The following is a 24,941-nucleotide window of genomic DNA, read 5'->3' as shown; positions in this document are numbered from 1 at the left end:
CCCGTTTCGAACTTTTGTCCCGACCTAACCATTACCCTCACGCCGAGAAAACCGGGACCGGATGATGGCTCCTCGCTCGGCCGCGGCTTCGCCGCTTGCTCAAAAGGATTGTCATTGTGCTTCAGACAGTCAAAAAGCGTGTTCTCGTCGTTGAGGACGACTATTTCCTCGCCGCCGATATTGCGTCTGCACTGCACGGCATGGGCGCGGAAGTCGTTGGCCCGGTCGCCGACCAAACCGCCGCGACGAAACTCCTGGACAGCCAGACGGTCAGCGCCGCGGTGCTCGACATCCGGCTCGGCGGCGAAACGGTCTACCCGTTGGCGTCGGAGCTGAAAACGCGCGGCATTCACTTCATCTTCGCGACAGGCTACGGCGACACGGTGATCCCGCCGGAGTTCCGCGGCGTGCCCTGCTTCGAAAAGCCGGTCCGCTCCTTCGATCTCGCGCGCTCGGTGCTCGAGAAGGTGAGCGGCGCGCCGGAGGTGAACGTCAACGCCAATACGCTGTTGTCGCGCGCTCCCGACGAGGAGATCGACCGCCTCCGGCCGCACGTGTTCTGCGTCGAGCTGCGCAAGGGCGCGACCATCGTGCAGCCCAACGAGAAGCTCGAGCAGATCCTGTTTCCGCTCAGCGGCGTGTGCTCGCTGAACATCGGCGACGACACCGTTGGCATCGAGGCCGCGATGGTCGGCTGCGAAGGCATGATCGGCGGTTCGCTGCTGATGGGCGTGACGCGGCTCCCGATGCGCTGCGTCGTGCAGATCGAGGGCGAGGCGCTCGCGATCGCGTCCGACCAGTTCCTGGCGCGCCTTCGGGCGGCGCCGCGCACCTGGACGATGCTGCTGCGCTACCAGCACTACCTGCATCTACAGACGGGGTTCTCGCTTCTGGGCGCGGGCGCCGGAAGCATCGAGCAGCGCGTGGCGCGCCTCATCCTGATGTTCGCCGACCGGGTCGGCGACGAGATCGCGGTGATCCACGACGTGATGTCGACCATTCTTCACGTGCGACGCGCCGGCGTGACGCAGGCTCTGCACGTGCTGGAAGGCGACGGCGCCATCCGGGCCCGGCGTGGCCGGATCACGGTGCGGGATCGCGAGCGGCTCGAAGCGGTGGCTGGCGCGGCTTATGGCCCGGCCGAGGCCGAGTATGAGCGTCTCGTGGGTTCGCCGCTGCGGGGCGGAAGTCCGGGAATCGATCGCGAGATCACCCCGCCGGCCGCGGCTCGGCTGGCATCGGGCTTTCGCCCACGCACACCAAGCTAGCGTCTTCGTGATGTGGAACCCGTCATCCGAAAGCTGATTCGCGTTGCGGAGCGGTGCTTGGGGGTCGAGGGGAAGCGTTACGAAACGTTCACGTCGTGCTAAACTTGCACAATCCCTCTATCCTTCTACTTTCACAACGACTATACAGACGCTCTCAACATCAGGAGAGCGCAGTGTCCAACGACACCAATAACAGGCTCGACTTGGTCGCCGACATCGTTTCGGCCTACTTGTCGAACAACACCCTGGCGGCCGGCGATATCGCGGGCCTGATCAGCTCCGTGAATTCCGCCATTCAGAACGTGGCGACCGGCAAGGTCGAAGAGGCTCCGGTGGAGTTGAAGCCGGCCGTGCCTGTGAAGAAGTCCATCACCCCCGACGCGATCATCTGCCTGGAGGACGGCAAGGCCTTCAAGTCCCTGAAGCGTCACCTGATGACGAAGTACGGGATGACCCCGGCCGAATATCGCGCCAAGTGGGGCCTGCCGAAGGACTACCCGATGGTGGCCCCGAACTACGCGGCGGCACGCTCGGCGCTGGCCCGGAACATGGGCCTGGGTCTCGACCGCCGGAAGTCCGAGCCCGAGAAGGCCGTCCGCAAGCCGCGCAAGGCCAAGGCCGACGCCTGAGCCGGCCGTCGAGGGCGGGGGAGGGCCCGCCTTCCAGAACGAGCGATCATGGAGCGGGGGCTGTTGGCCCCCGTTTTCGCGTCCGGGTCAGGCCGGCTTTTTGGGAGCCGCGCCGAACAGGCGGCCGCCGTCGGCCCAGTAAGCGCAGGCCAGCGCCGCGCAGCCGCAGGCCGAGAAACCGATCGTGATCGGCGTGACCGTGCCGTCAAAGTGCTGGCCGATATAGAAGCCGATCAGCGCGCCGCCGATGGTGGTGAAGAACCCCTGCATGGAGGAGCCCGTGCCGGCCACATGGCCGAGCGGCTCCATCGCGATCGCGCCGAAATTCGGGCCGATCAGCCCGAAGCAGAACATCGTGGCCGACTGGAGCGCCGCGAAGGTCCAGATCGTCTCGTAGCCGGCGATGGCCACGGCGGCGTGGATTGACGTGAACGCGATGTAGCCGATCAGCGCCACATGCGACACGCGCCGGCTGCCGAGCCGCCCGACGATGCGGGCGTTCACCAGCGACGCAACCGCGATAAACACGGCCACGAGGGCGAACACGGTCGTGAACAGGTGCGGCGCGTGGAAGGCGTCGGCGAAGATCTGCTGGGCCGAGTTGATGAAGCCGAACAGGCCGGCGAGGATGAACGTCATGGCGGCGAAATAGCCCATCGACACCCGGTTGGTGACGATCACCTTCAGGGCCCCGGTGACGCCCGCGACCGAGATGGCGCGGCGGTCCTTCGGATGCAGCGTTTCGGGCAGCCGCCAGAACATCCAGGCGCCGACCGTGACGCCGAAAATGCCGAGCACGCCGAAGATCCAGCGCCAGGGCGCGACCCAGATGATCGCCTGCCCGACCGTGGGGGCGATGATGGGCACGCCCAGGAAGACGATGAAGGCCAGCGACATCACCCGCGCCATCTGGCGGCCCGAATAGCAGTCACGCACCACCGAGACGGCCAGCACGCGCGTGGCCGCCGCGCCCACGCCCTGGATGGCGCGGGCGGCCAGGATGACGCCGAAGCTCGGCGCGAAAGCGCAGGCCGCGCTGGCGAGCACATAGATCACGAAGCCGAACATCAGCACGGGCTTGCGGCCGTAACGGTCGCCGAAGGTGCCGTACAGGAGCTGCGCGACGCCGAAGCCGAGCAGATAGGCGGTGATGATCCACTGGCGCTGGTTGGCGGTCTCGATCGCGAGGCTCTCGCCGATCGCCGGCAAGGCGGGCAGCATGGCGTCCACCGCCAGCGCGTTGGTGGCCATCATGGCGGCCACGAGCGCCACGAATTCCTTGAAGCCCATGCCCGGATGAGGGCTGCCGGGAGAGCCTTGCTCTGGTTTCACGTCACGCTCGATGGTCGGGAGGGGGATGGCCCCTTGTAGACCGATCGGGCCCGGCTGCGAACCCGTGCGGGACGCTTGGCGGGTCCGCGTCGGCGCGGCTCTCGCTTCGCGCCGGCGCCGCCCTAGTTCCTCGGCTCATGCTGCCCATCGTGTACCACCCTGCCTACAGCGCCGAGATCCCGACCGAGCACCGCTTTCCGATGGGAAAGTACCGGCGCCTGGCCGAGATCCTCGTGGAGGAAGGGGTGGTGGCGGCGGGCGACTTCGTGCAGCCCGAGCCGGCGAGCTTCGAGCAGCTCAGCCGCGTGCATGCGGCCGATTATGTGCGCCAGACTTTCGACCTCGCCATCCCGCGCGCCATCGAGCGCGAGATCGGCCTGCCGATGACGGCCTCCGTGGTGGCGCGCGCGCGGGCCGCGGCCGGCGGCACCGTGCTGACCGCCCGGCTGGCGCTGGAGCGAGGGCTCGCGTGCAACACGGCCGGGGGAAGCCACCATGCCGGCCCGCTGCACGGGGCGGGGTTCTGCACCTACAACGACGTGGCGGTGGCCGCGCAGGCGCTGCTGGATGATGGCAGCGTGAGCCGCATCCTGGTGGTGGACCTCGACGTCCACCAGGGCGACGGGACCGCCTTCATCTTCGCCGACGAGCCGCGCGTGTTCACCTTCTCGATGCATGGCGAGAAGAACTACCCGCTGCGCCGGGCGACCAGCGACCTCGACATCGACCTGCCGGACGGCACGGAGGACGACGCCTATCTGGCGCGGCTTTCGGACGTGCTGCCTGGATTGGTGGACCGGGTGCAGCCCGACCTGGTGTTCTACAACGCCGGCGTCGACCCTCACCGCGAGGACAGGCTGGGCAGGCTGGCGCTTTCGGACGAGGGCTTGGCGGCCCGGGACGCCTTCGTGCTGCGCACGTGCCTGGGCAAGGGCCGGCCCGTGGCGGGCGTGATCGGCGGCGGCTACGACCGCGAGGTGGAGCGCGTGGCGCGCCGGCACGCGATCCTGCATCGCACGGCTTCGGGCTTCATTGGACGTCGCCGTCCGGTTTGAACACAAGCCGGAACGACCGCGTCGCTCTGCGGGTTGTTCGTGCCTGATCAGGGAGTATGCGCGATGGACCAGAACCAGTTTGGCGAGACGAGGCGCACCACCGCCTTCTTTGTAACCCGTGCGGCCGCCGAGAAGGCGGTGCGGGATCTCGCGGCCATCGGATATGGCCCGGATCGCGTGACGCTGGAGGCCAGCGCCGCGGCGGAAGGCGGCCTGGCGCAGTCGGACGCCGAGCGCGGGGAGGGCGGCGGCGCCAGCCACGGCTTCATCGTGCGCGTCGACGCGGCGAGCGCCGACTATGAGCGCGTTTCGGCGATCCTCGACGACGACGCCACGGTGAGCATGGATGCGCGCAACGCGGTGCGCTCGGGCGGCAGCTTCTTCGCCTCCAGCGGGGGCGGCGGCCGGAGCGGCGGCGGAGCCCGGCGGGTGGCGTCCGGAGCCGCGGCCGACGTGCATGTCCCGAGCTTCGACGAGGTGATGGGCTATGTGCGCGACAAGCCCCTGCACGCTATCGGCATCGCGTTCATGATCGGATTCGTGTTCGGGCGGCGCTGAACGATCGTCCGGCTGCGCCGGGCAGGGCGGCATAGCCGGCGATCTTCGTCGGCTATCCTCCGCTCGCCGCAACCGCGCGGGCGAGGATCTCGGCCGACGGGTAGCCATCCGACGGCCTGTACCCGATCTGGCGCTGAAAGGCGTGGATCGCCTCGCGGGTGACCGGGCCGAAGCGGCCGTCGACGGCTCCGCGATAGTGCCCAAGGGCGAGCAGGGCCCGCTGCAGCCGCTCCCGGTCCGCCTGGCCCAGAAGCGTCTCGTTCTTCGGCCAGGGCTGCCGAACGCCGGGGCCGCCCGCGATGCGATCGGCCAGAATGGAGGCCGCCATCGCGTAGCTGTCCGAGAAGTTATAGACCTTCAGCACCCAGAAGTTGGCGTAGAGCAGAAACGCCGGCCCTCGCGCGCCGGAGGGCAGGAACAGCATGGCCTCGCTGGAGGCTGGCAATGGCGTCCCGTCCGAGGCCTGGAACCCCGCCGCCGCCCAGGCCCGCGAATCTTGGCGCAGCGCCGCGATGTCGTAGCCGGCCGGCATGCGCACCTCGACGGCGGCCGGAACGCCAGGCCGCCAGCCGGAGCCCTTCAGAAATGCGCCGATGGATGCGACGCTGTCCGGCACGGAGCTCCAGATGTCCGGGTTGGGGCGTCCCTCCGGCGAGGTCGCATATTTCAGGTAGGCCGAGGGCAGGAACTGCGGGTTGCCCATCGCGCCCGCCCACGAGCCGCGCAGCTTCTCCCGCGGCACGCCGTTGCGCACCATGACGAGCGCCGCCACGACCTCGTCCGCGAAGGCGCCGTTCTCCGGGCGCGCGAAGGCCAGCGTGCACAGCGACCGCAGCACGTCGCGCGAGCCCATCTCCCGGCCGAAATCCGTCTCCAGCGCCCAGAGCGCCAGGATCACTGAACCGGGCGCGCCGCTGGCTGCCTCGGCCGCCGCGAGCGGCCCGCTCCAGCGCGATGCGAGTTCGCGTCCTCGCCGGGCGCGGCCGGCAGATGCGGCTTCGGCCACATAATCCTGCAGCGGGCGCGAGAACTCGGGCTGGCGCGTGCTGCGCCCCATGAGCGACGGATCGGGCTTGAGCCCCCGCAGCGCCGCGTCGGCCACCTCGCGCGGTATGCCGGCGGCTTGCGCCTTGGCGGCCAGCCGGGCGAGATGCGCCTCGAAGTCCGGCTGCGCGCCGCCGTCCTGCGCCAAAGCGGGGGCGGCCGCGAACGCCAGCGCGGCCGCGATCAGCTGGCGACGATCCCAATTCATGAGGCCTCCTGCGGTGACTGGCGCGCTGTCGCCCGACGCCCTCTGCTGGCAGCATCCGCGCCCGTTCGCAAGCGAAGCCGCCTCGTTTTGCTGGCGTCGGGCGCGCCGGGATGGCATGCAGGGCCGGCCGAGGAAAGGGACTACCATGCGCGAATGTGGCTCGTGCACGCTGTGCTGCAAGGTGCTTCGGGTCGAGGAACTGGCCAAGCCGGCCGGAACCTGGTGCCCGAGTTGCCGCAAGGGCGTGGGCTGCGGGATCTATGAAACCCGCCCGGGCGAATGCCGCACATTCGGCTGCCTGTGGCTGGCGGACGAGCAGTTTCCGGCCGAGCTGAAGCCCGAGAAGTCCAAGGTCGTGTTCGCGGTCGAGTTCGGCGGCGGCCGTGTGGGCGCCTATGTGGACGCGGACCAGCCGGCCGCATGGCGTCGGCCGGACATCTTCGCGCTGCTCAAGCGCATGGCGGCCGCGCAGGCGGCCCGCCGCGGCCAGGTGATCGTCTTCATCCGCGACAGGGCGATCGCGATCCTGCCCGACCGTGAGGTGGATCTCGGCGCCGTGAACGTGCCCGGCAAGTCGATCGTTTACCGCGACGATCCCCGGACGGGACGGATCGACGTCCACGTGGTCTGACGACCGCGGCGGTTGTGGTCGGTCGGTGGCGCAGCGGGGCCCCGCTGCTAGGCTGAAGCTCGTCCGTTTCGGACGGTGTTCATGTCGACCGACTTTTGAGGCCGCCCGTGCGACGGCTGCGTCTTGCGTTTTGCATCGCCCTCGGGCTCGCATCGTCGTCCGCTTTGCGCATCGCGATGGCGGAGCCGCCGACCACTGCGGCCTCAGGCATCGGCTTGGCCCGCTGCCCCGATCAGGCATGGGCCTCTTTCGCGATACCGGACGCCGATGTCTGCCTCAGGCTCGCGGGCCGGGTGCGCTTCGACGTCGCAATGGGCCAAAGCTTTCATCGGCTGGACGACGCGGTCGGAATGGCGACCCGCGCCACCCTGGGTTTCGAGGCCGGCACGCCGACGGAGGCGGGCCCGCTTCTCATGACCATGCGGATGACCATCGAGAGCAACCGCACGCGTGGCCCAGACGGCGGCTGGCCCGAACTCGAATATGCGGCGCTGGACTGGAACGGCGCGACGGCGGGCCGCGCGATCTCCTATTTCGACCGCGCCTTCCCGACCGGCGGCGTGACCCTGATGGGCGGCGGCGTGAATGGCCGCGGTTCGGACCGCGGCGCCGTGAACCTGCTGGGCTATCGCATGCCGCTGTTCGGCTCCTGGGCGGCGACGGCCTCTCTGGAGGATCCGGTGGAGCGCCGCGTCAGCGTGGTCGGCGCCTACCAGCACGGCGCGCGTTGGCCCGACCTGGTGCTCACGGCCGCGGGCGAGACGCGCTGGGGGCGCCACCACGTCGCGCTGGCCCTGCACGAGACCCGCCCAGCGCGCGACGGCGTCGGAGCGCGGCTGGGCTACGCGATGCAGTCCTCGGCCGAGTTTCCGCTGGCATACCTGCCCACCACCACACTGCGCGTGCAGAGCGCCGCCGCCTACGGGGCGAGCGACTACACCGGCTGGGGCTGGGCGTCGGTCGGCGGCCAGACGCCGCGCACGGCCGATCTCTGGCTGGGCGGGCAGGGTCCCCGGCTCACCTGGACGGGCGCATCCTCGCTGGCGCTGGTTCACCGCTGGTCGCCGGCGCTGCGGTTCGCCGTGTTTACTCAGCAGGGCGTGCAGGCGACCTGGCCCTATGGAACCCTGGCGCAGATCACGACGATCGGCGCAAACGCGGTCTGGTCGCCCGTCCCCGGCATGGAGGCCGGCGCGGAAATCGCCTTCGCGCGAGCGCGCATCCTACGGCTCGATCCCGATTTTCCGGCCCAGCCGGGACGCCGGCAGGCGTGGTCCGGGCGATTCCGTCTGCAGCAGGATTTTTAAGGCGCCGAAGAACAGCAGGTCGGGCCAGCACCGCCATCTTAGGTTGATTTTCAACTGAGTTAACAACCTGGAGTGCATGAAACTGTAGCCATAAGGGCACAGCTAGAGCCGGTTATAATTGAGGCATGCTAATTATAAGATTGCTTTTGTTGATAGAGCCTGTGCGTTCCCGCAAGGTGCTCCCGTGAGATCCGTGCCGTTGGGGGGCTTCCCGGCGGGGCAATTTTCAGGAGCATAGAATGAAGCTTTCCTCCGTCCTGCTTTCGTCAGCCGCGCTGCTGGCGACGGGCGTCGCGGCCCAGGCCGCTGACCTGCCGTCCAAGAAGTCCGCCCCGGTCGAGTACGTTCGCGTCTGCTCGACCTACGGCGCCGGTTTCTTCTACATCCCGGGCACCGACACTTGCATCCGCATCGGCGGCCGCGCTCGCTTCGAGTACCAGTACAACCAGCCGTTCGAGCGTGGCGACAACGTCACCGGAACGCGTTCGGTTGGCCGTATGTACCTCGATGCGCGCAACGCGACTGAATATGGCCTGCTCCGCGCCTATGTGCGCTACGAGATTCACCGCCGTAACGGCACTCTCGCCTCGGGCACGACCGGTCGTATCGGTCAGGGCTTCACGGGCACCGGCGACTACGCGGTCGCGCAGACCGGCGTTTATCTCGACCGCGCCTTCGTGCAGTTCGGCGGCCTCACGGCTGGTCGTACGCAGTCGTTCTTTGAATTCTACGCCGGCGACCTGGAGCTGAACGGCATCACGGCCGGCTCGGCGCTTGGACCGACGAACCTCCTCGCCTACACGGCGACGTTCGGTGGTGGCTTCTCCGGCACGATCGCGATCGAAGACGGCGTCGAGCGTCGTCAGGCGATTTCGGACCCGAACCTTATTGGCGGCGGGACGGGTTACACCGGCTACGGCGGCAACAGCGCTCCGGACGTCGTCGCCAACATCCGCCTCGATCAGGCTTGGGGTTCGGCTCAGTTGTCGGGCGCTCTCCATCAGGTTCGCATGGCCGGCCTCCCGGCGACTGCCGGGTACGCTCCCAGCACTGAATACGGCTTCGCGCTCAACGCTGGCGTGAAGATCAACCTTCCCATGCTGGCGGCCGGCGACGCTCTCTACCTGCAGGGGACCTACTCGAAGGGCGCCGCGACCTACACGACGTCGAACGGCTTCGGTTTCGCGAAGGCTACCTTCGGCGTCGGCGCGTTCCGCGGCAATGGTCCGGACGCGGTTGTGGTTGCGAATGGCGGCAGCGGCTCGCTTGAGCTCACCACGCAGTGGGGCCTCACCGCCGCCATGCTGCATTACTGGACACCGACCGTTCGTCAGGCTGTCTACGGTTCGTACGTCAAGACCGACTTCAGCAACGCTGCTTCTGCGGCCGGCGCGAAGTACAGCACCACTGCGGCGAACGTTAGTGGCAATTACTTCCGCGATTGGAGCTACTGGGCGGTTGGATCGAACGTGATCTGGTCGCCGATCAAGGATCTCGATATCGGCCTTGAGGTTCAGTACATCAGGGCAAACGGCAGCTCGTCGACCAGCGTGCTGAAGAGCGATCCGACCGGCAAGCTGGTCAGCTCGGATAGCCAGATCGTCACGCGCGTCCGCATCCAGCGCGACTTCTGATCTTCGGATTTGCTTAGTCAGACCCCGGCGCTTGCGCCGGGGTCTTTCGTTTTTGGGCGTCCAAAGCAGTTGCGGTTTTGCAACAAACCGCAAAATCAGCATCTATCTAATTATCAAACATCAAAAATCTGTTTGTTTGAATCGTAGGTGACGGGCACTGTCATGTTCTCGAATGCGACGTTTCGCAAATTCAGGGAACTCAACAATGCGCATTTCCACTCTGCTGCTCGGCTCGGCGGCTGCCCTGGTCGGCGGCTCGGCTTTTGCGGCCGATCTTCCGTCCAAGAAGTCCGCCCCGGTTGAATACGTCCGCGTGTGCTCGACGTTCGGCGCCGGCTTTTTCTACATCCCGGGCACTGACACCTGTATCAAGATCGGTGGCCGCGCTCGTTACGACTTCGGCTACGCGACCCCGTTCAGCCGCAGCGATAACATCACCGGCTCCGCCGCTGTCGGCCGTATCTACGCCGACGCGCGTAATGCGACTCAGTATGGCCTTCTGCGCGCCGTCGTGCGTTTCGAGCTGGCTCGCGGCACCGGCGTTCTGAAGTCCGGCGACATCTCGCCCGCCGGCGCCGCCTACGGCACGAACGTGCGTCTTGATCGCGCCTTCATTCAGTTTGGTGGCCTCACGGCCGGTCGCACCCAGTCGTTCTTCGACTTCTACGCGGGCGACCTCGAAATCATCGGCACCACGGCCGGCGACGGCAGCCCGCACAACATGTTCGCTTACACGGCCTCGTTCGGGTCGGGCTTCTCGGCGACTCTCGGGATCGAGGACGGCATTGAGAACCGTGGCGGCATCGTCAACGTATCCGGTCCGGCTCTGACCACCGGCGGCAACAGCGCTCCCGACGTGGTCGCCAATGTCCGCATGGAGCAGGCTTGGGGTGCGGCTCAGCTCTCCGGCGCCGTGCATCAGGTTCGCCTGGCCGGCCCAACCCCGACTTTCGGCGCGGCTCCGAGCTCCGACTACGGCTTCGCAGTCAACGGCGGCTTGCAGTTCAACCTGCCTTTCAGCGCGGGCGATCAGCTCTGGCTGCAGGGCACCTACGTGAAGGGCAACGTGACCCGTCTGACGGGTAACGGCATCAGCTCTGGCGCTGGCCTTGCTTCGTTCACCTCGCTGGTCGATGGGGCCGTCGTGTCGAACGGCTCCACCGGCAAGGTCGAGCTGACCTCCGCTTGGGCGCTCACCGCAGCCCTGCTGCACAACTGGACCCCCACGGTCAGCCAGTCTCTGTTCGGCAGCTACGCCAAGGTCGACGTTCCCGGGGTGACCACCCTGTCGAACGGCAGCACCTATCGCGACTTCACCTACTGGACGGTGGGCACGAACGTCGCCTGGTCGCCGGTCAAGGACTTTGTGATCGCTGGCGAAGTCGACTACCTGAAGGTCGAGGGTTCGGGCGCCTTCACGGGCAAGAAGTCCGACGACACGATCATCTCGCGTCTGCGCGTCCAGCGCGACTTCTGATCAGCGCTCTAGCTGACCACGAGAGCCCCGGTGGCGACGCCGGGGCTCTTTGCGTTCGGGCAGGTGTTAGCGCAATGTTAAGCCTGCTGTCGCCCAACAATTCAGCAGCCGACTAAAGTGCGGGCAACATTGCCGAAAGTTGTCGGTCAGGTTGTTGCAGCTTCGTCACAGGCGTGACCGAACAAAGGCGTCGCCGAGGCCAAAACACAATCTCAGGTTGTATGCTGCGGGTGCGAAGGACATTGTCGGTCCCATCGAGATTCGAAGGCGATCCCAAGCGCCTACAGGGGACTGACCGATGCGCGTTTCCACCATCCTGCTCGCTTCCGCGGCGGCCATCACGACCACTGCGTCCTTCGCGGCGGACCTGCCGTCCCGCAAGTCGGCTCCCGTCGAGTATGTCCGCGTCTGCTCGACCATGGGCGAGGGCTACTTCTACATCCCGGGCACGGACACCTGCATCAAGATCGGCGGCCGCGCCCGCTACGAGTACCAGTACGGCGAGCCCTTCGCCCGCAACGACGCGACCACCGGTTCGCGCACCACGGGCCGCATCTATGTGGACGCCCGCACGGCCACCGAATACGGCCTCGTCCGCGCCTATGTCCGTTACGATATCTCGCGCCGCACCGGCCAGATCTTCTCGGGCTCCTCGCTGCGCCAGGGCGTCGCCTTCACGGGCACGGGCGTCGACTACGCCGGCCAGGCTCAGACCGAGGTCAACCTCGACCGCGCCTTCATTCAGTTCGGCGGCCTGACGGCCGGCCGCACCGAGTCCTTCTTCGACTTCTACGCCGGCGACCTCGAATATATCGGCACGACGGCGGGCTCGGCGCTCAACAACAACCTGCTGGCCTACACGGCCACGTTCGGTGCCGGCTTCTCGGCCACGCTGTCGATCGAAGACCACGTGGATCGTCGCCAGTCGATCGCCGACATCTACCCGACGGGCGCCTACCGCTACACGGGCGACGGCGTGCCGGACGTGGTCGGCAATCTGCGCGTCGAGCAGGGCTGGGGCTCCGCCCAGCTGTCGGGCGCGATCCATCAGGTTCGCATCGGCAACTACGCGGCGGTTGGCGGCATCACGCCGAACGGCGCTTCGCCGGACGCCAAGTACGGCTTCGCGCTCAACGCCGGTGTGACCTTCAACCTGCCCTTCGCGGCGGGCGACACGCTGACCTTCCAGGGCACCTACACCAAGGGCGCGGCGACCTACATCGCCTCCAACCCCTTCGGCATCGGCACCACCTTCGGGTCGGGCGTCGGCGCGCTCGGCAACCTCGCGTTCCCGGACGCGACGTTCTACGACGCGGGCGCCGGCGTGGGTAAGCTCGGCCTCACCACCGCCTGGGGCCTGACGGCCGCCGGCCTGCACTACTGGACCCCCACCATCCGCCAGGCGCTGTTCGGCTCCTACATCAAGGTGGACCAGCCCGGTGGCGCGTTCATCGCGGCCGGCGCCGGCGTGCCCGGCAACGCGCTGCGCGACTTCTCCTACTGGACGGTGGGCACCAACGTGACCTGGTCGCCGGTGAAGGACTTCGATATCGGCGCCGAGGTGGACTACATCTACCTCAAGACCAGCAACGGCCCGGTGTTCACCGCCATCGCGACGGACCCGGTCACCCGCGTGTTCAGCAAGGACTCGGCGGTGGTCGGCCGCCTGAAGATCCAGCGCGACTTCTGATCCTCCAGGATCGCGTCCAAAGTCCCGGACCCCGGCTCGCGAGAGCCGGGGTTTTCGTTTGCGCTCAGTTCGGGGCCGCCGATACGCCCGCGGCCTCGGTTTGAGGAACCGTGAGCCCGTCCTCGACCGCGGCCACAAAGGCCGCGATCCGGTTCACGGTCGGCGCGTCGCGCAGCAGGGGCGCGTGTCCCTGGCCGGGCACGATCCAGCGCTGCAGGGCGGGATGGGCCTTCTCCATGGCGTCCAGCGTCTCGGGCGTCAGCAGGTCGGAATGCTCTCCCCGGATCGCCAGCACCGGAACGGCCGAGAGGCCGGCGAAGAGGGGCCAAAGGGTCGGCAAGGCGGCCTCGAGATCGAGGCTCGCGAGCGGCTTCATCAAGGCGGGGTCGTAGCTCGGCGCGAGCTTGCCGTCGCGCTCCACGAAGGAGCCGCGCGCCAGCACCTCCCAATCCTCTGCAGCCAGCGCCGGAAAGCGCGCATCCGAGATGTGGCGGAGATAATCAGCCGCTTCCGCCATGGTGCGCGGAGCCGGCAGCTTGCCAACATAGGATCGGATGCGGATCAGGCCCTTGGCCTCGATCACGGGGCCGATGTCGTTGAGCACGGCGGCGCGGATCACCGCCGGGCGCGCGGCCGCCAGCCCCATCGTGACCAGGCCGCCTCGGGACGTGCCGACGAAAACGGCCTCCTCGACGCCGAGCGCGGCGAGCTGGGCCATGACGTCGCCGACCTCGATCCGGACGTCGTAGTTTTTCCACTCGGGATCCCAGGCGGACTGGCCGCGGCCGCGGTAGTCGAGCGCCACCACGCGACGCGGCCGGTGGCGGTGGTTGGCCAGCGCCAGAGCGAGGTCGTGGAAATCGACGCTGTTGCGGGTCAATCCCGCGAGGCAAACGATGGGCAGGCGCGCGGAGCTGCGCACGCCGTAGTCCCGCGCATGCAGCGACAGGCCATCCTGCGCGGTGGTGAAGATGCTGCGATACCCATCGTCCGTCATGCGCCGTCGCTCCTGATGCGGGCGCATGGTGGGGAGCGGCGGCGCGGTTGTCGAGCGTCTAGAGGGCGGCGTGGCTCAGCGGTTCACGCCGCGCTTGAAGTCCTCGCCGATCAGCAGGGCGGAACGCTCGGTCAGCCGCGTGCGGTAGACCTGCAGGTTCTCCATCACGCGCTGGACGTAGTTGCGCGTCTCCGTGAACGGGATGCGCTCCACCCAGTCCACCGGATCGATGCCGGACGAGCGCGGGTCGCCATAGGCCTCGATCCACTTGCGGACGTTGCCGCCGCCCGCATTGTAGGACGCGATGGTGAGGATGTACGAGCCCTTCCAGTCGCCGACGAGGTCGCCCAGGTGCGCGGCGCCCAGCCGGGCGTTGTAGGCCGGGTCGGCCGTGAGCTTGTCGGCGTCGTAGCCCACGCCGGTGCGCTGGGCGGTTTGCCTGGCGGTGGCCGGCATGAGCTGCATGAGGCCGCGCGCGCCGGCGGAGGAAACGACCTTGGGGTCGAAGGCGCTCTCCTGCCGGGCGATGGCGAAGACGAGCGGCTTTTCGACCGCGTTCGCGCCGAGCTCGATGTCCGGAACTCCGATGGTCGGGAAGGCCCTGTCATCCAGCGGGAAACCGCGCTGCGTCGCCGCCTTGCCGACGATCAGCAGCGCGCGGGCGTCGCCCTTTTCGGCCGGGATGCGCGCCAGGGCGTCGAGCTCGGCGGGATCGTCGAGGGTTTTGGCGAGATCCGCGAGAAGCGGCTGGGCGACGTCGCGCGCGTCGGCGTCATAAAGCAGGCGCACGGCCCGCAGCGCCGCGACCTGGCTCGGCAGCGTCAGCTCGCTCGGCAGCACGCGGCGGACGGGGAGCTCGGCAATGTCGAGCTTCATGCGGGCGAGCTGCCCGTAATACGCGATGCCGTGCTGCGCGGCCTTGCGGAAGAACTCCTCGCCGGATTTCCCGGCCGCCTCGGCGGCGCGGCCCTGCCAGTAGGCGGCGCGCGCGATCGTCATCGGCGTCGACGCCGCCTTGGCGATCTCGGCGAAGTGCTTCTCGGCCGCGGCCGTTTGATGGAGGAAACGCAGCGCGATCCAGCCGGCATGGAATTCGGCGTCGGCGCGGACTTCCGCCGGGCAATCAGACGGCATGCCGCTCGCGACATCGTAGGCGAGCTTCTGCTCGCCCGCGTCCAGCAGCTTGCGGGCGACGAGGCGGCGCTCCGCCCACCAGGCGTCGGCGTCGCCGGGGCGCACGGCGTCCTTCGGGATGGCGGCCAGCGCCTTGCCGGCTTCGACGATCTTGTCCTGCCGGCGCAAAAGCTGAGCCTTGGCAAACAGGTAGGCGGGGTCCTTGCGGAGTTCCTTCGGAACTTCCTCGAGCGCCTGGGCGGCCTTGGAGTCGCTGCGGCCGACCGCGACCCGCGCCTTGGCGAGCTTCACGGCGTCCGGGCCGGCCTTGTTGGCGGCCCGCAGCGCTGCGGTCCAGTCCTCGTTGAAGAGCAGCATCTCCATGCGGGCGCGATGGTCCGCGGCGTCGATCAGCTCGGGGAAGGCCTCGAGAAAACGGCTCTCCATGTCGGGGCCGAACTCGTCGGCGCGCCAGGCGGCGCGGATCAAGGCGGCGGCCTCGGTCGGCTTGTTGTCCTCGATCAGCGCGCGCGCCTGGGCGATCTTGCCACCCGCGGTGAGCGGAGGATGCGCCTTGAAGAAGGCGCGCACCGTCTTGGTGTCGAGCCGCGCGGCCACGAGCGCCTCCTCGGCGCGGCGGCGCAGCAGTTTTTGCGTCGGCCAGTCCGGGTTGGAGCGGATAAAGTCGTCGATCCGGGCGAAGCCGAGGTCTCGCGACACGAAGCGGATGGCCACCCATTCCAGCAGCTTGCGCGCGGTCGGGTCCGCGATGGCGGCCGCAGCGGCGTCGCCGGCCGCCTTGTCGCCCTTGCGGTAGAGATCGATGGCGCCCTTCAGCGCCGCCATGTCGACCGCCGGCTTCGGCGGCGTGGCGAGAACCGGCGCGCTTGGCGCAACTGAGGCGGGCGTTTCGACAGGCGCGGGCGCATGGTCGCCGAGAGACCCCGTCGTGGCCGCGACAGGGATGATGCTCGCCGCAAGCCCGGTCACGTCCGTGTCCAGACGCGCATAGGCGAGGATGGAATCGTCCGCCGATCGCGTCACCACGCTCGATGCTGGTAGCGCCGCACAGGCGAACAGGACGGCGGTTAGCCGCGCAGTTCGAGATCGGGCCATTGCGTCACCTGAGTGGTTGCCCCCGACCACACTGGGCCGGTCTCGTTTACGAATGGTGAACCAACAACTTCACCGTGTCTAATTCCTGCTTGCAATGACGGACGACCGTGGCGGGAAGGCGGCGACGGCAGGACGCCGGACGAACCCGCGCGGGCTTTCCCTTTTCTGGCGCGCCGCAAGCGTTTATGTGTACGCCAGCGCGAAGGTTCGGCCGGTAAAGGCCGGGCAGGGAAGGGAACCGCCGGAATGAAGACGAGCCGTATGTTCAAGGGGTCTTTCACGGCTCTGGTGACCCCGTTCCGGGACGGCAAGCTCGACGAGGCCGCCTTCCGGGCCCATGTCGACTGGCAGATCGAAAACGGCACGCATGGGCTGGTCCCGGTGGGCACCACCGGCGAGAGCCCGACGCTGTCGCACGAGGAGCACCGGCAGGTGGTGCAGTGGTGCGTGTCGCAGGCGCGCGGCCGCGTGCCGGTGATCGCCGGCGCGGGCTCCAACAACACCGCCGAGGCGGTGGACCTCGCCCGCTACGCCGAGAAGACCGGCGCGGACGCCGTGCTGGTGGTGACGCCCTACTACAACAAGCCCAACCAGGAAGGGCTCTACCAGCACTACAAGGCCATCAACGACGCGATCGGCATCCCGATCATCATCTACAACATCCCGCCGCGCTCGGTGATCGACATGTCGGTCGAGACCATGAAGCGGCTCTGGGAGCTGCCGAACATTGCGGGCGTCAAGGACGCCACCGCCAAGCTCGATCGCGCGAGCCTCCAGCGGCAGGCAATGGGGCCGGACTTCATCCAACTGACCGGCGAGGACGCCACCGCGCTGGGCCACATGGCGCATGGCGGGCACGGCTGCATCTCGGTGACGTCGAATGTCGCTCCCAAGCTCTGTGCGGAATTCCAGAACGCCTGCCTGGCGGGTGATTTCGCCACGGCGCTGACGATCCAGGACCGGCTGATGCCGCTGCATGCGGCGCTGTTCGTCGAACCGAACCCGGCGGGCCCGAAATACGCCTTGTCGGCGCTGGGCCGGATGTTCGAGGACGTGCGCCTGCCGATGGTGCCGGTGAGCGAACCAACCAAGGCGGTCATTCGTTCTGCGCTGACGCATGCCGGGCTGCTGAACGGCTGAGAACAGGACACGATGTCGAAGGGCAAGGACGACCCGAACAACACCATCGCGGCCGACAACCGCAAGGCGCGGTTCAACTATCATATCGGCGAGACCTTCGAGGCCGGCATCATGCTGACCGGCACGGAGGTCAAGTCGCTGCGCGGCGGCAAGGCCACGATCGGGGAGAGCTACGCGGGCGAGAAGAACGGCGAGATCTTTCTCGTCAACGCCTACATCCCTGAATATCTCGAGGCCAACAAGTTCAACCACGTCCCCAAGCGGCCGCGCAAACTGCTGCTGCATCGGCGACAGGTCGACCGGCTCACGGCTGCGATCCAGCGCGAGGGCATGACGCTGGTGCCGTTGAAGATCTACTTTAACGAAAAGGGCCGCGCGAAGGTCGAGATCGCGCTCGCCAAGGGCAAGAACGTCGCCGACAAGCGCGAGACCGAGAAGAAGCGGGACTGGGACCGCGAGAAATCCCGGCTCATGCGCGAGAAAGGCTGAGGGCGCGGGCGCTCAATATACGGCCGGCCCTCACCCTGTCCCTCTCCCCTGGTGGGGAGAGGCTACGCGCACGGCGTATCAGTGTCCCCGGATTCGGCTTTTCAGTTCATCCCATGCGCCAGCCAACGGGCGGAATACGAACCGGACCTCGTGGTCGCCAGGCGGCACGAGCACGGCCCGGAAGATCACGTTGGCGCGGAGCAGGGGCGCAGGCTGGCCGTCGACTTCCGCGAACCACCAGGGGTGCCACACGTCGTTGAGAACCACGTAGCCGCCCGTCGTGGAGGCCGCGCTCACGACGACTTGCGTATTGGCGTAGCGCCTGATCGCGACCTTGCCGGCGGGGCCCAGCGCCAGCGGCTTCGCGATGGGGGCATCCTGCAGCAGGACCGTGCGGGCCGGGTCGAAATCCGGCCATCGGCCATTCGCGAGCAGCGCCTCGAAGTCGGCCTTGCGAGCCTCGGCGGCGAAAAGCACGCGGGGCAAAGCGCGCGGGTTCTCGTAGATGCGCCCATCCACCGTGCGGGCGATCTCGTCGAGGTCGCCGGGCTCCAGCGCCGGGTCGATTTCGGCGACGTCGCCGCGGGTGACGATGAAGCGCAGGCCGAGCAGGTCGGCGAGGCGCGAGCGGTAGCCCGGCATCAGCGGAGAGAATGTGCGCTGGCTCGGCAGCGCGACGTGATCCTGGGCGCCGGTGGCCCGGCTGTAGAGGTCCAGGCGGACCGGGTTGTAGCCCAGCGTATTGTCCAGCCGATGCACCATGCTGGCGTTCGGCCAATGGAAATCGACGCCGGCGAGTTCGATCCGGTCGCGGCGGTCCGGCGCGGCGGCGGCGGCGAGCTTCTGTTTTACAAGTGCAATGGTCGGGTTGCGGCTGTCGGCGCGCAGCACGTCGTAGGTGGCTGAGGGCAGGGCCGTGGATTCGTTTGGGCCGTTGCTGACCGCGAGGTCGACTACGAGCCCGAGCGTGAGGAGCGCCACCGCCAGTGTCGGCCGTTTCGGCGCGAGGCGCGCGGCCAACCACAGGAGGATCGCGGCTCCCGCCAGCGACACGACAGCAATCGCGAGAGGCGGCACGGCGGCGCCCAGTCGATGTTTCGCCCAGGCGGTCGCGACGCAAGCCGCGAGGCCGCCGAGTGTCAGCGCAGCGCCAATCGCGATCGAGCTCGGCGAAAGCTTGGCGAGCGATCCGGATAGAAGGCGGTGCACGCCATAGCCGGCCAGGATGGCGGCGAGCGCGCCGATCACGAAGGTCGCGTCCGCGGGGCGACGATAGAGGTTCGCGCCAGGCAGGTGAAACATCAGCGCGAAGGCGGGCGTGTAGCGTCCCAGCGCGTAGAGCAGGAGCAGGGCCGTCGACACGAGCGTGAAGCGGATCTCCCGGGCTGCGAAAGCCCGGCCAGCGACGCCCAAGGCCAGGATGGCGATGAGCGGGATGGCGCCGAAGTACACGTCGCCCATGTTGCGGGCGAGGAACAGGTCGACCGGGCCCCACGCCGGGCTCGGCGGGCCCCAGAAGTCTACCAGCGGGCCGTCCGTCCCGAACAGGTTCGACGCCAAGGCGGTGAGGAGCGAAGCGGGGTGGAGCGAACCGCGCGCCGCCCCTTCATAGTCGATGGCCGGGCGATTGCTGTCGCCGGCCAGAAGCGCCGTCATGACCAGCGGCAGCCCGACCACGAGGACGCCCCCGATCGTTCCGGCCGCCAGCGGAGCGATGCTGGCCCGGATAGCTGCCAGCGGCCTCGCGGCCGAGGCCCAGCGGTAGAGCACGACGCCGGCCAGGAGGTACACGCCGATCAGCGCGACCTGATCGCGGCCAAGCACCATGAAGCCCGCGACCACGCCGGCAAGGATGCCGTAGGCGAGGGAGCGCCGGTCAAGCGCACGCTCCAGCGCCCACCAGGCGAGCGGCAGGTAGGCGAGGCTGAGCACCTGCCCGGTGTGCTGGATGCGCCAGGCCGCAGAACAGCCGAATGCGAAGCTGAGCGCCGCAACCACGGCGCCGCCCCAGTGCCAGCCACGGTCGCGGAACAGGAGCAGGATGGCGAGGCCGCCGAGCAGCAGCATGCCAAGCGCGACGCCGTCCGCCGCCTCCAGGCTGGGCGAAGGATCGAGCAGCGCCAGCAGGAGATGCGGCGGGGAAAAGATCAGCGATTGCGGGTCGGCGATCTGCGGCTGCCCGGCGAACACGAAGGGATTCCAGAACGGCGCCTCGCCGCGATGGAGGCTGTCCGCCAGGAATTGCAGTTGCGCCTGGAAATGCGCCTTCGCGTCCCACGGAACGGTGACGCGGCCGGAGAGCCACGGCCAGGAGAGCGTCAGCCAACCCAGGGCTACGAACAGCGCGGCTCGCAGCAGCGGCCAGCGCTCCGGCCCGGGTGCCGCAGCGGGCGCGGCGATCCCCGTTGTGGAAGTCACTCCGCTGGCCGATGCGCCGCCAGGTCGTCGAGATCGATGAAATGGCCGGCGCGGTCGCGCTTGGAGGCGAGGTAGAGCACGTTCTCGGTGGTCTGCCGGCCATAGGCGCGCCGGTCTTCCACCACTTCGAGGCCGGCGCTGCGCAGGGCCGCGATCTTGAGCGGATTGTTGGTGTATACGGCGACCTGAGAGACGCCGAGCTGCTTCAGCATCTCGGCGGCGAAATCGAAGCGGCGCTGGTCGAGGCCGAAGCCGAGCAACTCGTCGGCGTCGTAGGTGTCCCAGCCCTGGCTCTGCAGCTTGTAGGCGCGCATCTTGTTGGCGATGCCGTTGCCGCGGCCTTCCTGGTCGAGATAGAGCAGCACGCCGCCGCCATTCTCGGACATGAACTTCACGGTGCCGCGCAACTGGTCGCCGCAGTCGCATTTCAGGCTGCCGAAGAGATCGCCCGTCAGGCAGGCGGAATGAAGCCGGACCGGGACCGGCTTCGAAAGGTCGGGCCGCCCGATCAGGATCGCGACCTGGTCGCGGAGGCCTTCGCCGCCACGGAACACCACGAACTCGGTTTCGGGCGCGCCCTCCAGCGGAACGGGCGCGCGGCTGACGGCGCGGATGGTACGGGCGAGGCCCCGGCGGTAGCAGCGCACGGCTTCGGCCGGCACGCGCAGGAGATCGAGCGGCGCGAGCTCCGGCTTGATCGGAACCGCCACCATGGCGGGCAGGATCAGGGTGAGCGATGCGAGTTCAAGCGCCACGCCGTCGAGCGGGCCGGCCGGCCCCACCGGGGCATCAATGCGGGCGTCGATCTTCAGGGCGAGCATCTCGATCCGGGCGAGGTCGATTTGCGGCAGGGCCAGGATGCCGGGGCCGAGCCGCTCGACGCCGAGGCGCCGCAGGCGGGCGGACGGCAGCACCAGATGGGCTGCGCCGAGGTCATCCAGCGCGCGCGCGACCGTTTCGTCGAGGGCCTCGACCCCGATGGCGATCAGGGCCTGTTCGCCATCCACGATGGTGACCGGGCGGCCGGACCGCAGTTCCGCGATGGCGCGCTCAACGGCGGCGTGCGCGGGATCGCCGAAAGCGTGGGCGAGAGGCGAAGGGTGTTCCATGTGTCGACGCGAACCTTTTCCGACCCGTCTCGCCAGCGCAGCGCTCCCGCCATAGGTTAGGCTGGCGACGCCGGCTTTCAAGCTAAACGCCTCCGTCAATCGCGAGCGGCGCCGTGGGAGCATATATGCCTGAGCAGGATTCACACGCGACCGATGCAGAAATCAAGCGGCGCACGCTGGGCGATGACGCGGATGTGTTCGCGCCGTTGCGGCTGGCTGCTTGCCACCGGGCCTATGTGATCGCCCAATTGGGGCAATCGCTGGACGGGCGGATCGCAACCGTGACGGGAGAATCCCGCTACATCAACGGCTCGGCCGCGCTGGATCATCTTCATGGAATCCGGGCGCACGTGGACGCCGTGCTGGTGGGCGTCGGAACGGTTCTGGCCGACGATCCGCAGCTCACCGTTCGCCGCTGCGCGGGACAAAGCCCCGCCAGGGTCGTTCTGGACCCGAATGGGCGCGTTCCCGCGGATGCGCGCTGTTTCGCCGCAGACGGGGCGCGCCGCCTGCTGGTCACCCGCAAGCGGGGCCGGGCGGCGGATGGGGTGGAGGAGATCGTGGTGGAAGGCGAGGGCGTGATCGCGCCCGGCGAGGTGGTCGAGGCGCTGTTTCGCCGGGGGATGCGCCGCATTCTGATCGAGGGCGGCGCCAGGACGATCTCGCATTTCATGGACGCGGACGCGGTGGACCGCCTCCATGTGCTGGTGGCGCCGTTGATCATCGGGGCCGGGCGCCTGGCGCTGGATCTGGCGCCCGAGCCCGTGCTGGCGCGCGCGCGCCGGCCGGCGACACGCGTGCATGTCTTCGCGGACGGCGACGTGCTGTTCGACTGCGACCTGAGACAGGGAAGGGCGAGCGATGTCGAAAGCGAAACCGGACGGCTATTCGCCAGCCGCTAAGTGGCTGCACTGGCTCACGGCGGCCTGCGTGTTCATCCTCGTGCCCGTCGCGTTCACGATGGTGCGGCTGGGCGAGGGGGCGCTGACCAACGCGCTCTACGAGGTGCACAAGTCGGTCGGAATTATCGCGTTCCTGATCGTCGCCGTGCGGGTGGTGGTGCGGCTCACCCGTGGCGCGCCGCCGCCCGAGGACGGGCTGTCTCCCTTCGAGCGCACGCTTTCCACGTGGGTGCACCGGGCCATGTACGTGATCGTGTTCGCGATGCCGATCCTTGGCTTCATCGGAACCTCAATGTGCTGCGCGCCCGTCAACCTGTTCTGGACCATTCCGATTCCGATCACTTTCACGGGGTCGGAGGAGACCACCGCGCGGATCCTGGGCGTCCACAAGGTGCTCGGCTTCATCCTCACCGGTCTGGTCGCGCTGCATCTCGCGGGCGTGCTGAAGCATGTGTTCATCAGCCGCGACGGCGTGTTGCGGCGCATGCTGCCGGGCGGCTGAGCGGCCGGCTCAGCGCTTCCTTGGAACCGCGAAGAGATCCTTGTGGCCGATCACGGCGCGGCGGGAGGTGGACCGCGCCGCCGCCCAGGCCTGCGCGTCCTCGGCCGGGATTGGTCCGGCCTCGGCGGCGGCTTGCGCGATGCCGCTCACGAGTTGGCCGATGAGGGCGTGCTCGGCAGGGCCGAGCACCCAGGCGCTGTCGGCCTCCTCACAAACGTAGCCAGCCGCCTCGAAGGCCTGTCGGAGCGCCGTGTCGGCGTCCGGACCGGCCGCGGCGCCGAAGCCCTTGTCGCCGCGCTGGTGCGCGTGGAACGCCTCCAGCACGGCCGCGTCGGCAGGGTGGGGCGGGTCGTCCCAGGCGGCTTCGCCGTCATAAGTCAGCACGGTGTAGAAAGCAGCCTTGCTGGCCGCGACATCCCGGGCGAAACCGGCCATCCATCCGGGCGAGACGAGGTCGAACAGCGCCGAGGCCGTGACGAGGCCAGGGGCGGGGTTCAGTAGCGGGGCGACGCCCGCCCGCAGGTCCGCCTGTTCGAGCCGGACCCGGATCGTGCGCGGGCCCTTGGTGAGGATGAGCTCGCCACCCGGCCCGCCCTCTGCCTCGTCCGCCCAAGCCTGAAGGCGTTCGCGCGCGGCCTCCAGCAGGGCAGGGTCGTGGTCGACCAGCCGCCAGAACTGGTGCTCGGGCAGAAGCGGGGCGAGAGCCCGCAGGTTGGATCCCGTGCCGCAACCCAGATCGAGGACGAGCAGGTCCCGGCGCTTGCCGAAGCGGGCCGCGACCTTGTCCTGCAGGTCGGCGTTGCGGGAGTCGTGATCGGCAGGTTCGCGCAGCGCGAGCCAGGTGGGGTCGAAGCCGCTCATGCGCCGATCCTTTTCAGCACGCCCGCGATGGTGGCGGCCGTGTCGTCCCACCTGGGCAGGACCTGGCCGGCCCGCCAGGCGGCTTCGCCGAGCGTCTTGCGCCTTTGCGGGTCGTCCAGCACGGTCGAGATCGCAGCCGCGAGCGCCTGCGCGTCTCCGGGCGGAATCTTGAGGGCCGCGCCGTCCGGCACGGTCTCGCCGGCCGCCCCGCCCGTGGACACCACCATCGGCAGCCCGCGCGCCATGGCCTCGGCGAGGACCATGCCGTAGCCTTCGTAATGCGCGGCATGCACGAACATGTCGGCGGTCGCGTAGGCGTTTTCGAGCGCCTGGCCGGAGAGGGAGCCTTCGAAGCGCACCCGGTCGGTCAGGCCGTGCGTCTCCAGCAGGTTGGCGAGCCGGGTCATCTCGGCCTGATCGCGATCCGTCGCACCGAGGATGCGCAGGCGCCAGGGCCGGTCGCGCAGCGTCGCCAGCGCGCCGATCAGGACATCGTAGCCTTTGCGGGGGCTCACCGCCCCTACCGCCAGCAGCACCGGCGCGGCTTCGTGCGAGCCCGTGGCGCGCGGCGCGGGATCACAGCCGGGGAGCGCCACGGTGAGTTGGTCGGGCGGGACGCCGAAGTCGGAGACCAGCAAGCGCCCCGTTTCGGGGCTGGTGGCGATCACATGCCGCGCGCGGGCGAGGGCGGCGCGTTCGCTCGACGCCAGAGCCCGGCGCTGGCGGTCGGAGAGCCCCGTCTCCATCGCAAGCGGATGATGAACCAACGCCACGATGGGCCTGAAAACGCTGGTGAGAACCAGATCGGTCATGGCGCCGAGCGCCAGCCCGTCGATCAGCAGCACGGCTCCGTCCGGCGTGTTCTGCAATATGCTTTGCGTTTCGGCGAGGTCGCTGACCGAGGCCCAAGGGAAGGAGCCTGGCAAGGCGAGATGGCGCGCCGCGACGCCATGCTGAGGCAGCAGCGCCAAAACACGGCGATCATACGCGTAGCCGCCGGTCGGCGTGTCGACGTCGCCCGGGATCGCGAAGAAAACGTCAGGCGCCACCGACCGGCCCCTCGAACCAGGCGCGCGCCACGTGGGATTCGTGCAGCGTGACGCGGATCTTCACGATGCCGTCCGAGCCCGGCCCGAGCTCGCCCTTGCGGGCCTCAGCCGCCATGGCGTCGAAGATGTGGCGCGACAGGAACTCGGTGGTGGTCTGCTGGCCCTTGAAGGCCTCGACCTCGTCGAGATTGCTGTAGTTCAGCGGTGCGAGAGTGGCCTTCAGGGCGTCGTGCGCGCGGCCGATGTCCACCACGACGTTGTCGGAGGTGAGCGTCTCGCGAAAGAACGCGACGTCAACCACGAAGGTCGCGCCATGCAGCTGCTGGGCGGGCCCGAACAGCTCCCCCTTGAAGCTGTGCGCGATCATGATGTGGTCGCGAACTTCGACGGCGTACATGCGCTTCTCCAGATG

General features: G+C 68.5%; 22 protein-coding genes. 13 read left to right on the top strand and 9 right to left on the bottom strand.

The features are described 5' to 3' along the window. The first annotated feature begins 116 nt into the window (after positions 1-116). The gene (locus AC1DSZ_RS22945) at positions 117-1,268 is read left to right on the top strand and encodes a helix-turn-helix domain-containing protein (protein ID WP_476840630.1); all 1,152 of its coding nucleotides are present in this window, start codon (positions 117-119) and stop codon (positions 1,266-1,268) included. Between the two features lie 173 nt (positions 1,269-1,441). Next, the gene (locus tag AC1DSZ_RS22940) at positions 1,442-1,897 is read left to right on the top strand and encodes a Ros/MucR family transcriptional regulator (RefSeq protein WP_188518441.1); all 456 of its coding nucleotides are present in this window, start codon (positions 1,442-1,444) and stop codon (positions 1,895-1,897) included. Positions 1,898-1,984: 87 nt separating this feature from the next. Here the strand turns inward: AC1DSZ_RS22940 and AC1DSZ_RS22935 are convergent, their stop codons facing one another. Then, on the bottom strand, positions 1,985-3,229 hold the full coding sequence (locus tag AC1DSZ_RS22935; RefSeq protein WP_476840629.1) for a multidrug effflux MFS transporter: 1,245 nt from the start codon (positions 3,227-3,229) through the stop codon (positions 1,985-1,987). Between the two features lie 137 nt (positions 3,230-3,366). Between AC1DSZ_RS22935 and AC1DSZ_RS22930 the strand changes: the two genes are divergently transcribed. Both AC1DSZ_RS22930 and AC1DSZ_RS22925 read left to right on the top strand, forming a co-directional pair. Next, on the top strand, positions 3,367-4,284 hold the full coding sequence (locus AC1DSZ_RS22930; protein WP_476840628.1) for a histone deacetylase family protein: 918 nt from the start codon (positions 3,367-3,369) through the stop codon (positions 4,282-4,284). 63 nt (positions 4,285-4,347) lie between these two features. Continuing rightward, positions 4,348-4,842 carry a hypothetical protein gene (locus tag AC1DSZ_RS22925; protein ID WP_476840627.1) on the top strand — a complete coding sequence of 165 codons (495 nt, stop codon included), beginning with the start codon at positions 4,348-4,350 and terminating at the stop codon, positions 4,840-4,842. A 52-nt stretch (positions 4,843-4,894) separates the two neighbouring features. Here AC1DSZ_RS22925 and AC1DSZ_RS22920 read toward each other — a convergent pair whose 3' ends face one another. Then, positions 4,895-6,094 carry a lytic murein transglycosylase gene (locus AC1DSZ_RS22920; protein WP_476840626.1) on the bottom strand — a complete coding sequence of 400 codons (1,200 nt, stop codon included), beginning with the start codon at positions 6,092-6,094 and terminating at the stop codon, positions 4,895-4,897. 145 nt (positions 6,095-6,239) lie between these two features. On the opposite strand from AC1DSZ_RS22920, the gene AC1DSZ_RS22915 reads away from it, so the two are divergent. The 5 genes from AC1DSZ_RS22915 (at position 6,240) to AC1DSZ_RS22895 (ending at position 12,833) form a co-directional block, all read left to right on the top strand. Next, on the top strand, positions 6,240-6,725 hold the full coding sequence (locus AC1DSZ_RS22915) for a hypothetical protein (protein WP_476840625.1): 486 nt from the start codon (positions 6,240-6,242) through the stop codon (positions 6,723-6,725). Positions 6,726-6,901: 176 nt separating this feature from the next. Then, on the top strand, positions 6,902-8,032 hold the full coding sequence (locus AC1DSZ_RS22910; protein ID WP_476840665.1) for a porin: 1,131 nt from the start codon (positions 6,902-6,904) through the stop codon (positions 8,030-8,032). Between the two features lie 239 nt (positions 8,033-8,271). After that, positions 8,272-9,666 (top strand): porin, encoded by a 1,395-nt coding sequence (locus tag AC1DSZ_RS22905; RefSeq protein WP_476840624.1) that lies wholly within the window; start codon positions 8,272-8,274, stop codon positions 9,664-9,666. Positions 9,667-9,871: 205 nt separating this feature from the next. Next, entirely contained in the window at positions 9,872-11,143 is a 1,272-nt protein-coding gene (locus AC1DSZ_RS22900; protein WP_476840623.1) for a porin, read from the top strand. Between the two features lie 298 nt (positions 11,144-11,441). Further along, positions 11,442-12,833: a porin gene (locus AC1DSZ_RS22895; protein ID WP_476840622.1), complete on the top strand. Its 1,392-nt coding sequence runs from the start codon at positions 11,442-11,444 to the stop codon at positions 12,831-12,833. A gap of 64 nt (positions 12,834-12,897) precedes the next feature. Here AC1DSZ_RS22895 and AC1DSZ_RS22890 read toward each other — a convergent pair whose 3' ends face one another. Both AC1DSZ_RS22890 and AC1DSZ_RS22885 read right to left on the bottom strand, forming a co-directional pair. After that, complete coding sequence (locus AC1DSZ_RS22890) at positions 12,898-13,830, bottom strand: alpha/beta fold hydrolase (RefSeq protein WP_476840621.1); 933 nt, start codon at positions 13,828-13,830, stop codon at positions 12,898-12,900. Between the two features lie 75 nt (positions 13,831-13,905). Beyond that, a complete protein-coding gene (locus tag AC1DSZ_RS22885) occupies positions 13,906-15,987 on the bottom strand; it encodes a lytic transglycosylase domain-containing protein (protein ID WP_476840620.1) in 2,082 nt (693 codons plus the stop codon). 318 nt (positions 15,988-16,305) lie between these two features. On the opposite strand from AC1DSZ_RS22885, the gene dapA reads away from it, so the two are divergent. Beyond that, entirely contained in the window at positions 16,306-17,199 is an 894-nt protein-coding gene (gene dapA / locus AC1DSZ_RS22880) for a 4-hydroxy-tetrahydrodipicolinate synthase (protein WP_476840619.1), read from the top strand. A gap of 12 nt (positions 17,200-17,211) precedes the next feature. After that, positions 17,212-17,688, top strand: a complete 477-nt coding sequence (gene smpB / locus AC1DSZ_RS22875) for an SsrA-binding protein SmpB (RefSeq protein WP_188518431.1) — start codon at positions 17,212-17,214, stop codon at positions 17,686-17,688. Between the two features lie 78 nt (positions 17,689-17,766). On the opposite strand, the gene AC1DSZ_RS22870 is transcribed toward smpB, so the two are convergent. Then, entirely contained in the window at positions 17,767-20,106 is a 2,340-nt protein-coding gene (locus AC1DSZ_RS22870) for a hypothetical protein (protein ID WP_476840618.1), read from the bottom strand. Further along, positions 20,103-21,215 (bottom strand): GTP cyclohydrolase II RibA, encoded by a 1,113-nt coding sequence (gene ribA / locus AC1DSZ_RS22865; protein WP_476840617.1) that lies wholly within the window; start codon positions 21,213-21,215, stop codon positions 20,103-20,105. Before ribA ends, AC1DSZ_RS22870 begins: the two co-directional genes overlap by 4 nt. A 125-nt stretch (positions 21,216-21,340) precedes the next feature. On the opposite strand from ribA, the gene AC1DSZ_RS22860 reads away from it, so the two are divergent. Continuing rightward, the gene (locus AC1DSZ_RS22860; RefSeq protein ID WP_476840616.1) at positions 21,341-22,117 is read left to right on the top strand and encodes a RibD family protein; all 777 of its coding nucleotides are present in this window, start codon (positions 21,341-21,343) and stop codon (positions 22,115-22,117) included. Further along, on the top strand, positions 22,077-22,619 hold the full coding sequence (locus AC1DSZ_RS22855) for a cytochrome b (protein WP_476840615.1): 543 nt from the start codon (positions 22,077-22,079) through the stop codon (positions 22,617-22,619). The genes AC1DSZ_RS22860 and AC1DSZ_RS22855 overlap by 41 nt, the downstream gene beginning before the upstream one ends. Positions 22,620-22,628: 9 nt before the next feature. Here AC1DSZ_RS22855 and AC1DSZ_RS22850 read toward each other — a convergent pair whose 3' ends face one another. From AC1DSZ_RS22850 to AC1DSZ_RS22840, 3 genes are read right to left on the bottom strand one after another with little or no spacing between them, the layout of a single operon-like run. Beyond that, entirely contained in the window at positions 22,629-23,480 is an 852-nt protein-coding gene (locus AC1DSZ_RS22850) for a methyltransferase (protein WP_476840614.1), read from the bottom strand. Next, the gene (locus tag AC1DSZ_RS22845; RefSeq protein ID WP_476840613.1) at positions 23,477-24,529 is read right to left on the bottom strand and encodes a glycosyltransferase family 4 protein; all 1,053 of its coding nucleotides are present in this window, start codon (positions 24,527-24,529) and stop codon (positions 23,477-23,479) included. Before AC1DSZ_RS22845 ends, AC1DSZ_RS22850 begins: the two co-directional genes overlap by 4 nt. Continuing rightward, the gene (locus AC1DSZ_RS22840) at positions 24,519-24,926 is read right to left on the bottom strand and encodes a 6-pyruvoyl trahydropterin synthase family protein (RefSeq protein WP_476840612.1); all 408 of its coding nucleotides are present in this window, start codon (positions 24,924-24,926) and stop codon (positions 24,519-24,521) included. The genes AC1DSZ_RS22845 and AC1DSZ_RS22840 overlap by 11 nt, the downstream gene beginning before the upstream one ends. Positions 24,927-24,941: the final 15 nt, after the last annotated feature.

The organism is Alsobacter sp. P4_H11, assembly GCF_056400925.1.
This window is presented reverse-complemented; position numbering and strand designations above follow the sequence as displayed.

What these genes read in the sequence shown, in the direction of transcription:
- AC1DSZ_RS22930 (WP_476840628.1), top strand. Translation starts at nt 3,367, where the DNA reads ATGCTGCCCATCGTGTACCACCCTGCCTACAGCGCCGAGATCCCGACC.
- AC1DSZ_RS22925 (WP_476840627.1), top strand. Translation starts at nt 4,348, where the DNA reads ATGGACCAGAACCAGTTTGGCGAGACGAGGCGCACCACCGCCTTCTTT.
- AC1DSZ_RS22920 (WP_476840626.1), bottom strand. Translation starts at nt 6,094, where the DNA reads ATGAATTGGGATCGTCGCCAGCTGATCGCGGCCGCGCTGGCGTTCGCG.
- AC1DSZ_RS22915 (WP_476840625.1), top strand. Translation starts at nt 6,240, where the DNA reads ATGCGCGAATGTGGCTCGTGCACGCTGTGCTGCAAGGTGCTTCGGGTC.
- AC1DSZ_RS22910 (WP_476840665.1), top strand. Translation starts at nt 6,902, where the DNA reads ATGGCGGAGCCGCCGACCACTGCGGCCTCAGGCATCGGCTTGGCCCGC.
- AC1DSZ_RS22905 (WP_476840624.1), top strand. Translation starts at nt 8,272, where the DNA reads ATGAAGCTTTCCTCCGTCCTGCTTTCGTCAGCCGCGCTGCTGGCGACG.
- AC1DSZ_RS22900 (WP_476840623.1), top strand. Translation starts at nt 9,872, where the DNA reads ATGCGCATTTCCACTCTGCTGCTCGGCTCGGCGGCTGCCCTGGTCGGC.
- AC1DSZ_RS22895 (WP_476840622.1), top strand. Translation starts at nt 11,442, where the DNA reads ATGCGCGTTTCCACCATCCTGCTCGCTTCCGCGGCGGCCATCACGACC.
- AC1DSZ_RS22890 (WP_476840621.1), bottom strand. Translation starts at nt 13,830, where the DNA reads ATGACGGACGATGGGTATCGCAGCATCTTCACCACCGCGCAGGATGGC.
- dapA (WP_476840619.1), top strand. Translation starts at nt 16,306, where the DNA reads ATGAAGACGAGCCGTATGTTCAAGGGGTCTTTCACGGCTCTGGTGACC.
- smpB (WP_188518431.1), top strand. Translation starts at nt 17,212, where the DNA reads ATGTCGAAGGGCAAGGACGACCCGAACAACACCATCGCGGCCGACAAC.
- ribA (WP_476840617.1), bottom strand. Translation starts at nt 21,215, where the DNA reads ATGGAACACCCTTCGCCTCTCGCCCACGCTTTCGGCGATCCCGCGCAC.
- AC1DSZ_RS22860 (WP_476840616.1), top strand. Translation starts at nt 21,341, where the DNA reads ATGCCTGAGCAGGATTCACACGCGACCGATGCAGAAATCAAGCGGCGC.
- AC1DSZ_RS22855 (WP_476840615.1), top strand. Translation starts at nt 22,077, where the DNA reads ATGTCGAAAGCGAAACCGGACGGCTATTCGCCAGCCGCTAAGTGGCTG.
- AC1DSZ_RS22850 (WP_476840614.1), bottom strand. Translation starts at nt 23,480, where the DNA reads ATGAGCGGCTTCGACCCCACCTGGCTCGCGCTGCGCGAACCTGCCGAT.
- AC1DSZ_RS22840 (WP_476840612.1), bottom strand. Translation starts at nt 24,926, where the DNA reads ATGTACGCCGTCGAAGTTCGCGACCACATCATGATCGCGCACAGCTTC.